General features: G+C 58.0%; 10 protein-coding genes. 7 read left to right on the top strand and 3 right to left on the bottom strand.

Features of this window, described 5'->3' with window-relative positions:
• Positions 1-77 precede the first annotated feature (77 nt).
• A complete protein-coding gene (locus tag CKALI_RS07000; RefSeq protein WP_156192611.1) occupies positions 78-1,892 on the top strand; it encodes a penicillin-binding transpeptidase domain-containing protein in 1,815 nt (604 codons plus the stop codon).
• On the opposite strand, the gene CKALI_RS06995 is transcribed toward CKALI_RS07000, so the two are convergent.
• On the bottom strand, positions 1,889-2,653 hold the full coding sequence (locus tag CKALI_RS06995; RefSeq protein WP_197079653.1) for a CPBP family intramembrane glutamic endopeptidase: 765 nt from the start codon (positions 2,651-2,653) through the stop codon (positions 1,889-1,891). The two genes, CKALI_RS07000 and CKALI_RS06995, sit on opposite strands and share 4 nt — an antisense overlap.
• Positions 2,654-2,850: 197 nt before the next feature.
• Between CKALI_RS06995 and map the strand changes: the two genes are divergently transcribed.
• Together map and CKALI_RS06985 are read left to right on the top strand one after the other, a co-directional pair.
• Complete coding sequence (gene map / locus CKALI_RS06990) at positions 2,851-3,723, top strand: type I methionyl aminopeptidase (protein ID WP_156192609.1); 873 nt, start codon at positions 2,851-2,853, stop codon at positions 3,721-3,723.
• Positions 3,724-5,193, top strand: a complete 1,470-nt coding sequence (locus tag CKALI_RS06985; RefSeq protein ID WP_156192608.1) for a cobyric acid synthase — start codon at positions 3,724-3,726, stop codon at positions 5,191-5,193.
• On the opposite strand, the gene mtr is transcribed toward CKALI_RS06985, so the two are convergent.
• Positions 5,190-6,554: a mycothione reductase gene (gene mtr / locus CKALI_RS06980; RefSeq protein WP_156192607.1), complete on the bottom strand. Its 1,365-nt coding sequence runs from the start codon at positions 6,552-6,554 to the stop codon at positions 5,190-5,192. The genes CKALI_RS06985 and mtr overlap by 4 nt on opposite strands.
• Before the next feature lie 17 nt (positions 6,555-6,571).
• The gene (locus CKALI_RS06975) at positions 6,572-7,582 is read right to left on the bottom strand and encodes an alpha/beta hydrolase (protein WP_156192606.1); all 1,011 of its coding nucleotides are present in this window, start codon (positions 7,580-7,582) and stop codon (positions 6,572-6,574) included.
• 437 nt (positions 7,583-8,019) lie between these two features.
• On the opposite strand from CKALI_RS06975, the gene mqo reads away from it, so the two are divergent.
• The 4 genes from mqo (at position 8,020) to CKALI_RS06955 (ending at position 12,395) form a co-directional block, all read left to right on the top strand.
• Positions 8,020-9,519: a malate dehydrogenase (quinone) gene (gene mqo, locus CKALI_RS06970; protein WP_156192605.1), complete on the top strand. Its 1,500-nt coding sequence runs from the start codon at positions 8,020-8,022 to the stop codon at positions 9,517-9,519.
• Positions 9,520-9,525: 6 nt separating this feature from the next.
• Positions 9,526-10,563 carry an ATP-binding protein gene (locus CKALI_RS06965; protein ID WP_156192604.1) on the top strand — a complete coding sequence of 346 codons (1,038 nt, stop codon included), beginning with the start codon at positions 9,526-9,528 and terminating at the stop codon, positions 10,561-10,563.
• Positions 10,517-11,329 (top strand): vWA domain-containing protein, encoded by an 813-nt coding sequence (locus CKALI_RS06960; protein ID WP_156192603.1) that lies wholly within the window; start codon positions 10,517-10,519, stop codon positions 11,327-11,329. The genes CKALI_RS06965 and CKALI_RS06960 overlap by 47 nt, the downstream gene beginning before the upstream one ends.
• Before the next feature lie 190 nt (positions 11,330-11,519).
• A complete protein-coding gene (locus tag CKALI_RS06955) occupies positions 11,520-12,395 on the top strand; it encodes a VOC family protein (RefSeq protein ID WP_156192602.1) in 876 nt (291 codons plus the stop codon).
• Positions 12,396-12,422: the final 27 nt, after the last annotated feature.

Genomic DNA, 12,422 nt, shown 5'->3' with positions numbered 1-12,422 from the left:
TCTTTTCCTGGGTCGAAGAAGTAGCTACGAACGCGCCTCCCCAGAATCCAGGAAAGCGCCTGTTAAAGTTGGTTTTCATGAGAGCCCTCCCCGTCGTCGCAGCTGTCACTATCTTGGCTACCGTCGCTTCGTCGTGCACTCCGAAGCCGGACTTTGCAGACCCGACGGTGACGGAGTTCGTCGAGGCGATTGAGCAAGGGGACGTCGATAAGGCAGCGTCGCTCACCGACAATCCGGACTTGGCAAAGGACCTTATTGGCCGCACTATCTCTGGCATGCAGGCGGAAGGGGTCGACGCCGCAGTTACGTCCGTTACCAATCAAGACACCCTCGCTACCGCCAACGTGCACCTCGATTGGAAGCTGCCACGGGAGCGCGCCTTCGCCTATGACTCCACGGTGACGCTCACGAAGGTCAAGAACGAGTGGAAAGTGCGATTCCTGCCCACGATCATTCACCCGACGCTGGGAAACAACCAACACCTCGAGCTGCGGCCTATTGAAGCCAAAAAATCACGGGTGGTCAGCGCCGACGGAGCGGACGTACTGCAACCAGGTAGCGTGTACCGCATCCTCGTCAATACCAGCAGTGGAGAAAACCTCACCGGTACCGCGGCTCGTGTGGCGACCGTGGTGAACGCTAACAAAGGACAGAGCTCGATTCCGGAGCTGAACTCAGCTGATTTGGCCCGAAAATTGGCGGATCATCAAGGCAACTACTCCGTGGCTGTCGTGGGCGGCCCCGAGGGGCGAGCAATCGCCGATGAGTTGCGTGGAGTTCCGGGTGTCGTGATCAATGAGGAAGCAGCAATGGTCCGCACTGACCCGACCTTCGCCCCGGAAATCATGTCTCGGGTGGAGAAAATCGTCGCTGATGAGCTCGAGGGAGCCAATGGCTGGCAAATTGCCGTAGTCAACCAGAACGGCACCGCGATCGAGTCTCTGGAACGGCACGAACCACAGTTGGCGCCGGCCGTGCGCGTCAGCCTCGACCATAAAATGCAGCAGGCAGCGCAGGAAGCAGTGGACCTGCGCAAAGATAAAAAGACGATGCTGGTGGCAGTGCGTCCGTCCACCGGTGAAATCTTGGCCGTGGCACAAACTCGAGAAGCAGACAAAGACGGCGACCCAGCTCTCATGGGCATGTACCCACCGGGTTCGACATTCAAAATGATTACCGCCTCCGCTGGCATGGCTCATCAAGGTGTCACCCCGGGTTCTACCGTCCCATGCCCGGGCACCATGGAAGTGGGACCCCGCATCGTCACCAACTACAACACATTCTCCCGTGGCAATACCTCACTTGACGATGCGTTTGCCCAGTCGTGCAACACCACCTTCGCCGACATGTCCTCCCGCCTAGCACCTGGGGAATTGCAGAACATGGCCAAAAGCTTTGGACTTGGTATCGATTACAACATTCCCGGCCTCGACACGATTACCGGATCAGTGCCCCATGGCGACGAGTTTATGCAGCGCGTGGACGAAGGATATGGCCAGGGCCTTGACCTGGCGAGCCCCTTTGGCATGGCGCTCGTGGCCGCCACCGCGGCTGCCGGAAAGACACCAGTGCCCAATCTCATCTCGGGACACCGCACCGAGGTCAGTGAAGATGTCCCGGCTCCGGATCCAATGGTCGTCGAAAATTTGCGTGGCATGATGCGTTCGGTGGTGACCTCCGGTACCGCTCGTGGCATGAGCCAAACCGGCGGTGAAATCTACGCCAAGACCGGTGAAGCAGAATTTAGTGGTGGCTCCCACGCGTGGTTCGCCGGTTACCGCAGCGACGACATCGCCTTTGCCACGCTGATCGTCGGCGGCGGTGGCTCGGAGACCTCCGTTGCAGTGACCGATCACTTTTTCAAAAAGATTGACGAGCCAGCGAAACCTTAACGCTCTTTCACCAGCCACTTCGGTCCGAATGCCATGTTTGTGCGGTGAACCTGCCATACCAACACGGCGGTGACCACGGCAAACACTAAGACGGTCAGTACGGAAGCTTCGATGCCGAACGCGCCACCGGTGACCGCTTCGTGGCCTGCCAGAGATGTGGTCCATATGCCTACTGTGGTGTTGCCAGACACCGGCATTCCCAGGATTACTCCCTGCATGGCGTTCCAGGCAGCATGTACGCCAATCACCAACCACAGCGAGCGGGTGAGCGCGTACAAGAGCCCGAAGAACACGCCAGCGGTGAGTGCGATGGCCACAGCGGACCAGGCAGTCGCGTTCTCATTTCCTAAGTGCAATGCGCCGAACACCGCGCCTGAGATTACAACGGCGAGCCATGTGCCCAGCACCGATTCCAAAAACCGGTAGATAACGCCGCGCGTGATTATCTCCTCGGCTATTCCGGCGGTGATCACGCTGCTGATGAGCCGATCGCGCCAGAGTGACCAGTCGATACTTTCGGTCCGAGTTAGGTGCACCTCGGCAAAGGGAACCGTGGTGCCTACGCAGATCAAGAACAACGCGCCACCTACGATCAGGCCCGCAAGGAGCTGCCAGCTGCGTAGGGGAGCCAGCTCAAAGGGCACACGACGACCTTCGCACAGCCAAGCCACTAACCAGTACGTGATCAACGCAGTCAGGATGGACACCACAGCAGTCTGCGCAGTGTCCGAGAGCCCGCCGGATGCTAGTGCGATCGGCATTCCCACGACACCAGACAGCAGGAAAAACGCAAGCAGTCGAAAGAACGGGTTCCGAAGAACTTTAGTGAGGGTCGACTGTTGTTCAAATGACTGAGGTTGGTCTGGGGAGCTAAGTATAGAGCGCATACCTCCATTAGATGCGCGGTTTAATAGGTTGGCAATAGGTGGGGAGCAGCGAGCGCGTTAACATAAGGGACATGACTAGAAGCGCCAAACTCGTCCCAGGAAATCCCACCCCGATTCGGAGCGTGCCAAGCAGCATCGCCCGTCCCGAGTATGCGTGGAAAGACAGCGTCCAAGAAGCCATCGGCGAACCGCTCATTCAAACCCCAGAGGTCATCGAGGCGATGCGCGAAGCTTCCCGTATCGCCGCCAACGCCTTGGTCCTTGCCGGCCGTGCAGTGCAGCCCGGTGTGACTACCGATTCCATTGACGCGATTGCGCATGAGTACATGTGCGACCATGGTGCTTACCCATCTACGCTCGGCTACCGCGGCTACACCAAGTCTTGCTGCATCTCCCTCAATGAGATCGTCTGCCACGGGATCCCGGATTCCACGGTGATCGAAGATGGCGACATCGTGAACATTGATGTCACTGCCTTCAAAAATGGTGTCCACGGCGACACCAACGCCACCTTCCTCGCCGGAAATGTTTCGGAAGAACACCGCCTGCTAGTGGAGCGCACCAAAGAAGCCACCATGCGCGGCATCAAGGCCGCCAAGCCGGGGCGTGAAATCAATGTCATTGGCCGTGTGATCGAGTCTTACGCCAAGCGCTTTGGCTACAACGTGGTCCGCGATTTCACCGGACACGGTGTGGGACCGACCTTCCACAATGGTCTCGTGGTGCTGCACTACGATTCCACCGCCTATACCGATGTGCTGGAGCCAGGAATGACGCTCACCATCGAGCCGATGATCAACCTCGGCGGCCTAGAATACGACATTTGGGACGACGATTGGACCGTCCAGAACCGAGACGGCAAGTTCACTGCTCAATTTGAGCACACGATCGTCATTACCGACGACGGAAATGAGATCTTGACGCTGCCTGACGAAAACATCTAAATGTCAGCCGTCCTCATCGCCGGTACTACTTCGGACGCCGGCAAGTCGGTCGTGGTTGCCGGGCTTTGTCGCGCACTGGCCCGGCGTGGCCTCAAGGTTGCGCCCTTCAAGGCTCAGAATATGTCGAACAACTCGGCGGTGTGCCCTGACGGTGGTGAGATCGGACGAGCTCAAGCGCTGCAAGCACTTGCTTGTGGCCTTGAGCCCAGTGTGGACTTCAATCCGGTCCTGCTCAAGCCGGGTTCGGATCGCACGAGTCAGCTCGTCGTGCGTGGACAAGCTGTCGGTTCTGTCAGCGCTCGCAACTACATTGAACACCGCTCCGAGCTTCGCGAAGTATCAGCGCAATGCCTGCGTGACCTCGAGTCTCGTTTTGACATTGTCATTTGCGAGGGAGCCGGCTCCCCGGCAGAAATCAACTTACGCGAGACCGACGTGGCCAACTTTGGCCTAGCCGAAGCTTGCGATCTCCCCGTCTACGTGGTGGGCGACATCGATCGCGGGGGAGTGCTGGCCCACCTCTACGGCACCTATTTCATCTCCGCGCCGGAAGACAGGGCGCGAATCAAGGGGTTCGTGATCAACAAATTCCGTGGCGATCAGTCCATCCTCGACCCTGGCCTGCTGCAATTGCAGCAGCTCACTGGAGTTCCGACCGTCGCCGTCCTGCCGTTCATCAATGGGCTGTGGATCGATGCCGAAGACTCCTTGCAATCCGCGGTCGGTACCAGCATCGGGCCTGCCACCAACGCACTTGGTACCCAGCGCCTCCGGGTCGCAGCCATCCGCTTGCCGCGCATCTCAAACGCCACGGATGTGGAAGCACTCGCCTGCGAACCAGGCGTAAGCGTCACCTGGTCCACCGACCCGGATTTCATCGCAGACGCCGACCTCGTCGTCCTACCAGGTTCAAAGGCAACCCTGTCTGATCTAGCCTGGCTTCGCGATTCCGGCATCGCGACTGTCCTCCAGCAGCGGACCCAGCCCACCCTCGGGATCTGCGGCGGGTTCCAGATGATGTGTACGCTTATCGACGACCCCGTGGAAGGCCACTCCACTGAAGAAGGACTCGGAATCTTCGACTCCGACATCACTTTCTTCCCGACCAAGACACTCCTTCGACACCCCGATGGTGCTTATGAGGTCCACCACGGGCAGGTCACGCGAACTGCAGAAGATCCGTGGATCGGTTCCGAAGGCGCTCAGCGTGGTGTGTTCCGGGGAACTCATCGGCACGGCCAGCTGGAGAACGACACCTTCCGTAGAGACTTTTTGCGTTGGGTGGCCCTAGCTACTGGGAAGAAGGGTTTCGTGGTCAGCGAGGACACTAGTTTTCAGCAGGAGCGCCTTCGTCAATTGGATTTGATTGCCGATGCGCTCGAGGCAGTCTGGGATGTGTCGGATTTGGTAAAGCAGACTATCGAAAACGCTGGCGATCGACAGTCTGCTTCCCCAAATTCAACAAGCTAAAACTCTAGGCCGAGCAGCGCATTCTCAATCAGCTCTGGCAGTGCAGGGTGGATCCAGTACTGCTTCGTGGCCACCTCGCGACAGTCGAGGTCGAAGGCCATTACGGTGATGAGCTGCTGAATGAGAGTAGATGCCTGCGGACCGATGATGTGGGCACCGAGCAGTTTTCCGGTGCTGCGGTCGGCGATGAGCTTAGCGAACCCGTCAGTGTCTTCCATGGCCCAGCCATAGGCCACATCACCGTACTTCTGCACCTTTACCGTGACGTCGTACTTCTCTCGTGCTTCAGTTTCAGTGAGTCCGACATAGGCAATCTGCGGGTTGCTGAAGACCGCTGCAGGTACGAAATCGTGCGGCATCGAACGGAGATCTTGTGGGTGGGCAATGTTGTGTTTAACGGCCCGCATTTCGGCGTTAGCGACATGCTTGAGCTGGTACGGGGAAGAGACATCGCCGAGTGCCCACACACCCTCAGCTGTGGTGCGACCGAATTCGTCAACCTTGACGCGATCCTCATCCATTTCGACACCTGCGGCGGCTAGGTTCATCTGATCGCCGTTAGGCGTGCGGCCTGTGGCCACCAGCAATACGTCGGTGTCCAATGTCGAGCCGTCGGACAGTGCCAAGGAAATTCCAAGGGTAGCCGAGACGACCTCGGTGTCGTACTTTACGGTCCACTGGGATTCGGCGGCCTTGGCGAAAGCGGCGGCGATGTCGTCGTCAATCCCGCGAAGCATGCGGTCGGAACGCACAAGCTGGGTGACCTCGACGCCCAAAGCGGAGAAGACGTGGGCGAACTCGCAGGCGATGAACCCGGCGCCGACGATGGTCATGCGACGCGGCAGCTCGGGCAGGCGCATGATGTCTTCGTTGGTGTAGTAGCGCACGCCTGATTCTGCGATGGCAGTGGGGATGACGGGGCGCGAGCCAGTGGCTATGATGATGGTATCGCCGGTGATTTCCTCGCTGCCGACGCTGAGCGTGCGAGGGCCGGTGAAGCTAGCGTGCTGGTCGTAGACGTCGATGTTGGGAGTTTCAGGGCCGCGTCGATAAGCCTCACCGCCAGCAGCGATGGGATCGATTCGCTTGTCAAAAACTCGCTGGACGATCGACTGCCAATCCACCCCATCAAAGGAACCCTGGATGCCATAGGTGCCCGCATGCTCGATGGTGCGAGCGACGTCAGCGGCGTAGACGTACATTTTCGTCGGGATGCATCCCACGTTCAGGCAGGTACCACCGAAAACGCCCTTTTCCACGATGGCGATGGATTTGTTGTCGAACTCTGGGCCCGGAATTGAGTTACCGGAACCCGTGCCGATAATAACGATGTCGTAGTGCTTGGCCACGGAAAACTCCAATCAGTATGTGGAGCCAATCATAGCCTTTGCTGCGCGAGCCACTGCCCGCACGTAGTCAGCGCTTGATTCCGGGGCTTTTCTCGCGAAAGGAACACATCGTGGCGAGCGTCCTGAATGGAAATCGTGGTGACATCGTCGCCCAGTTTGTTCGACCACTTGATGGATTCGTCAATGTCGAGCACGACATCGCAAATGTTTGATTCCTCTGAATAGGGTTTGTTGAGCCAGGACTTCGACGAACACAGCACCAGAATAGGAATCCGGCAGTGGACTTTCCCTGACTTCACGCGATCAATACTGCGAATTACGGCGTGAATCCAGCCCCAGTACTTGTCATGGCCGCCCACCGGTTTGTATTCGAGGGAGAAATCCCATTCGCCGTATAAATCCTTATGCAGGGATGAAACGTATGCTTCTAGCTTTTTGGTGTGTAGTTTTGCCTCTGGCCGGTGCGTGGCCATGATTGGTGCTAATCGACGCCCCATAGCCACGGTAGGGAAGGAGAACATCAAATCCAGCCATGGACTGTTCATGATAATTCCCTTAACAAAAGGAAGAATTGTATTGTCTTGTGACTTCTGTAGGTGATCGATCCACATCGCTGCTGTCAGGCACCCCATTGAATGCGCCATCATGACCATGGCCGAATGGCCCGCATTAATGATCTCGGTGGTGGCAATGGTCAGATCCTTGAAGTAAATGCCTAAGTCTGAGATGTAGTACCAGCGCTGGCCTTCTTGGTGAGAGCGCGCGCACTTCCGAAAGTCGACAGAGTAAAAGGCATAGCCCTGTTCATGAAAGTACTTCGCGACATGCTTGTGGAAGAAGTAGTCACTCGTACCAGGAATGTACAGAATGGCCTTTCGGGTGTGAAACGTACTCTCACTACCCTCGGGCAGGTAACGAACCAGAGTGACCACGACAGGTGGCTGACCATCGGGATCTATGCCTACGTCGAAGGTCCGTCTTTCGAAATCTGGACCGAGAATATCCTCGGTCCACTCTGGAGATATCGGGAGGGGTGCCATACGTGCCAATCTTCAAATCGGGGTGATTGAAATGTTCGACGATACTTAGTTGATACTAAGACAAAATTTAGTCATAAGGGAATAGGTACGTCCTGCTCGATGAGATTCAGGTTGCAAAGAGGGGTGCGTGGGCATAAACCCGAATTCGGGGGAGGCTCAAAGGGGGTTGGGAACCACGCCAAGGTTAATTACATTGCCGACATTTGCAATTGGCTGGAAACTCCAACTTTCTATCCCGCTTTTGCCACCGGGCCAAAATATCAGCGTAAGCTAGATGGGCAAAGGACTTGGTCGGTCTGCATTAGTGGAACCGACCGGTATGGGAAGTCCACCTCAGGGACTCGGTACTTCCGCTCCTCGTTGCTGCGGGGTAGGGAGCCGTGGTGTTCGAGGTTTCTATGAAACGTTGCACAGCCTATGAAAGAAGTTGAGTTACAGTGTCCGAAGCTAATGTAAGCGCAAAGGTAACTGACGAGGCGGATGTAGTCCTCATCGGCGCAGGTATCATGAGCGCCACGCTCGGGGCGATGCTCAAGCAACTCGAGCCAACGTGGTCGCAGATCATTTTCGAGCGCCTGGATGTTCCGGCAGAAGAGTCTTCTTCCCCGTGGAACAACGCCGGCACCGGCCACTCTGCGCTGTGCGAGCTGAACTACACCCCGCTGCAGCACGGTGAGGTGAACATCGCCAAGGCAGTGCGAATCAATGAGAAGTTCCAGGTCTCTCGCCAGTTCTGGTCCCACCAGGTGGACAACGGTATCCTGACCGATCCGCGCGAGTTCATCAACCCGGTTCCTCACGTCTCCTTCGGACGTGGCGATGAGCAGGTTGCCTACATTAAGCAGCGCTACGAAAAGCTGTCCAAGCACACCTTGTTTGAAGGCATGCAGTACTCCGACGATGACGCGAAGTTCGCTGAGTTCCTGCCGTTGATGGCGAAGGGGCGCGACTTCGAAGCCGAGAAGGTCAACATCTCTTGGTTCGAAGGTGGCACCGACATCAACTACGGTGCTCAGGCAAAGCAGTTCCTCGAAGCAGCTCAAAAGGGCGGTACCGAGATCCGTTACGGCCACGAGGTAGTCACCATCAAGGCTGACGGCGCCAAGTGGAAGATTGTGGCTAAGAACGTCCACACCGGTGACATCTCTACTGTCAAGGCTTCCTTTGTATTCGTCGGCGCTGGCGGCATGGCTTTGCCACTGCTGCAGAAGTCCGGAATCAAGGAGATCAAGGGCTACGGCGGATTCCCAGTTTCCGGAGCTTGGCTGCGTTGCACCAACGACGAGCTCATCGAGCAGCACGCCGCTAAGGTCTACGGCCAGGCATCTGTAGGTACCCCACCAATGTCCGTGCCTCACTTGGATACCCGCGTCATCGACGGCAAGAAGGGCCTGCTCTTCGGCCCATACGCTGGCTGGACCCCTAAGTTCCTGAAGCAGGGTTCTTTCCTGGATCTGTTTAAGTCCTTCCGTCCAACCAACTTGCCTTCTTACATGGGCGTTGGTGTGCAGGAGATGGGCCTGACCAAGTACCTGATCACTGAGGTGATGAAGGACGAGGCTGCTCGCCTGGAATCTCTGCGCGAGTACATGCCAACCGCTAAGGCTGAGGACTGGGAGCTGGTGATGGCTGGTCAGCGCGTCCAGATCATTAAGCCTTCTGGCGCTCCTCGTTTCGGTTCCCTGGAGTTCGGCACCGCCCTGATCAACAACCCTGAGGGCACGATCGCTGGTCTGCTCGGCGCTTCCCCAGGCGCTTCCATCGCACCATCCGCCATGATCGAGGTTCTGGAGCGTTGCTTCGGTAACCGCATGATCGAGTGGGGTCCAAAGCTGAAGGAAATGGTTCCTACCTACGGCGTTGCTCTGTCTGGCGACAAGCAGCTGTTCCGCGAGGTATGGGATCGTACCCAGCAGACCCTCAAGCTGGAGGACTAAAAACCGTTGACTAACGCCCCTTATCCGGGTTTTCCATTCGCTGCCGTTGTTGGGCAAGAGCAACTTAAGTTAGCGCTCATCCTTAACGCGATCGCTCCCCGGATCGGGGGCGTTGTCGTGCGCGGCGAAAAGGGAACCGCCAAGACCACCACCGTGCGGGCCTTTGCAGCGCTTATCGACGGCGCACCCCTGGTCAACCTCCCCCTCGGTGCCACCGAAGACAGAGTGGTGGGCTCACTCAACCTCGAGACCGTGCTCACCACAGGAAAGGCCGAGTACCAGCCAGGTCTGCTCGCGCAGGCCAATGGCGGCGTGCTCTATGTTGATGAAGTCAACCTGCTAGCCGATCACCTGATTGACGCGCTGCTCGATGCCGCGGCCACTGGCCAAGTCACCATCGAACGCGATGGAATTTCCCACAGTTCTCCGGCATCGTTTGTGCTGGTGGGCACGATGAATCCGGAGGAAGGGGAGCTGCGGCCGCAGCTGCTCGACCGGTTCGGTTTCGCGGTGGAGGTCGCCGGGACGAAGGACGTCGAAAAGCGCGCAGACATTATGCGCCGGCGACTTGCTTTCGAGGCTGATCCAGTTCGGTTCGCGCGGGAGTGGTCGGAACAGACGGAGGCATTGGCTGCGCAAATCGCGGTGGCGAAGGAGCTGGTTGGCCGCGTGCTGCTCAGCGATGAGGCTTTGACGGCGATCGCGAAAGTATGCGCTTCCTTTGATGTCGATGGCTTGCGCGCTGATCTCGTTATCGCTCGAGCTGCGGTGGCACATGCCGCGTGGCGAGGCGCCGAGGAAGTAGCGGAGGAAGACATCCGAGTGGCTGCAGAGCTCGCGCTGCCACACCGCAAGCGTCGCAATCCGTTCGACGAGCCGGGTGTGACGGAGGATGAGCTGGACGAGGCCTTGGATGGCGCGTTCGATGAGCCGGAACAGGAACCTCAGCCGCCTTCGGAACGGCCTGAGCGCGAACCAGACGCGCAGCCGGACTCGGATGGAAAGGCAGGTAGCGCCGACACCGGCGCCCAGTTTCGCACCTAAGCTCCTTCGCCGACGCTCCAATGCCGCAGAAGGCAGCCCGGGACGACGCTCACATGCTCTGACATCTGCAGGCTCGACGATTCGCGCAGTATCCGGTGGTCACGGACTGCACCTAGTCGGGACTTTGTTCGCGGCGGCCGAAAGAGGCGCGCATATCGATGGCGCCAGCCTCGACTTCCGTCCCGCCGATCTGCGCGGCCAAGTGCGACGCGGCAAGCGCTCTAACCTCATCGTGTTCGTGGTTGATGCTTCCGGGTCGATGGCCGCGCGGGATCGGCTCTCGTCGGTCACTGGCGCTGTGTTGTCATTGCTGTCTGACGCCTACCAGCGCCGCGACAAAGTGGCGGTGATTTCGGTGCGAGGCGCAGCTCCTGAGCTGCTGCTGCCACCGACCTCGTCGATCGATGTAGCAGTCCGGCGCTTGTCCAACGTGGCCACCGGTGGTCGGACGCCACTGGGCGAGGGCCTGCTGATGGCACACGAGCTCACGGAGCGCGAGTACCGACGCGACCCGGGCAAAGAACCCATCCTGGTGGTGTTGTCTGACGGTCGGGCCACCGGCAGTTCAGGATTGGCGGGAGCTAAACAGGCTGCTGCGCTCATCGCTTCACGCAAGATCGCCTCTTCGGTGGTGATCGACTGCGAGGCTGGATCCCGGGTGCGCCTCGGATTGGCGTCCGAGCTAGCTAAGCAACTGGAAGGCGTGTGCGTGTCGTTAGCCGAGCTTTCAGCCGACTCGGTGGCAGGGATTATCGAGGCGCTGTAGGGCGAGTACGCCGTGTTTTGGGATACGTAGAACCGCATATTGCAAGCAGCACTCGTGGTACTTGTGATGAAGATGGCCGGATAGCGTTTGTTCTACTCGCGATATGGGGTTTCACGTATGCGGTTTCCGGATCCAAGTCGCCCATAACAGCGTTCGGAAGCTTGCCTCCAACACGGGTACATTCGGAATCATGACCACAACGATCGTGCCCAACATTTGGTGCAATGGCAACGCCCGTGAGCTCGCTGAGTTCTACACCGAGGTCTTCCGCAATACTCGGGTTATCGGTTCCCAGCAGTACCCAACCGAGGGGCTGCCTGATTTCCAAAAGGACATGGCGGGCAAGGATGTGACAGTCGATATTGAGATCGATGGTCTGCCAATGACCCTGATCAACGCTGATGACACTTTCCGTCCAAACCCGGCGCTCGGCTTCATGGTGAACTTTGATCCAGCCCAGTTTGAGGACGCGGAGAAGTACCTAGATCTAGCTTATGAAAAGCTCAAAGACGGTGGCCGGGTGCTCATGGAACTGGGTGAGTATCCATTCTCCAAGAAGTACGCCTGGGTGGAAGACAAAGCAGGCGTGAATTGGCAGCTCATCATGACGCGACCGGAAAACGATCCACGCCCGCACATCATCCCGGCCTTCATGTTCTGTGGGCAAGCGCAGGGCAAGTGTGCGGAGGCAGTGGATTACTACTGCGAGGTTATCCCGAAGTCTGAAGTCGGACGTCGAGTGATGTATCCGCACAGCCCGAACGAGGTCATGTTCTCCGAATTCCAACTCGCCGGCCAGTGGTTTACCGCGATGGATTCGGGTGTGCCACAGGACTTCAGCTTTGTCGGTGGCGTCGCCATGTTGATCAATGCCAAAGACCAGGAAGAGATCGATTACCTGTGGTCCAAGCTCGCGGCACAGGAGCAGCCGTGTGGATGGTGCGTCGATAAGTTTGGTGTGGCGTGGGAGATCATTCCAGAGAACTTTGGGGAACTGATGGCAGCACCCGGTGCGTATGAGACGATGATGGGAATGACCAAGATAGAGATTGCCGAATTTGGTTAAGCAAACCGTAGAAACCACTACTGAATC

This window comes from Corynebacterium kalinowskii (assembly GCF_009734385.1).
Taxonomy (GTDB): domain Bacteria; phylum Actinomycetota; class Actinomycetes; order Mycobacteriales; family Mycobacteriaceae; genus Corynebacterium; species Corynebacterium kalinowskii.
This window is presented reverse-complemented; position numbering and strand designations above follow the sequence as displayed.

Excerpts from the sequence above, each read along its gene's own strand:
- CKALI_RS07000 (WP_156192611.1), top strand. The coding sequence starts at position 78 with ATGAGAGCCCTCCCCGTCGTCGCAGCTGTCACTATCTTGGCTACCGTC.
- CKALI_RS06995 (WP_197079653.1), bottom strand. The coding sequence starts at position 2,653 with ATGCCGATCGCACTAGCATCCGGCGGGCTCTCGGACACTGCGCAGACT.
- map (WP_156192609.1), top strand. The coding sequence starts at position 2,851 with ATGACTAGAAGCGCCAAACTCGTCCCAGGAAATCCCACCCCGATTCGG.
- CKALI_RS06985 (WP_156192608.1), top strand. The coding sequence starts at position 3,724 with ATGTCAGCCGTCCTCATCGCCGGTACTACTTCGGACGCCGGCAAGTCG.
- CKALI_RS06975 (WP_156192606.1), bottom strand. The coding sequence starts at position 7,582 with ATGGCACCCCTCCCGATATCTCCAGAGTGGACCGAGGATATTCTCGGT.
- CKALI_RS06960 (WP_156192603.1), top strand. The coding sequence starts at position 10,517 with ATGGAAAGGCAGGTAGCGCCGACACCGGCGCCCAGTTTCGCACCTAAG.
- CKALI_RS06955 (WP_156192602.1), top strand. The coding sequence starts at position 11,520 with ATGACCACAACGATCGTGCCCAACATTTGGTGCAATGGCAACGCCCGT.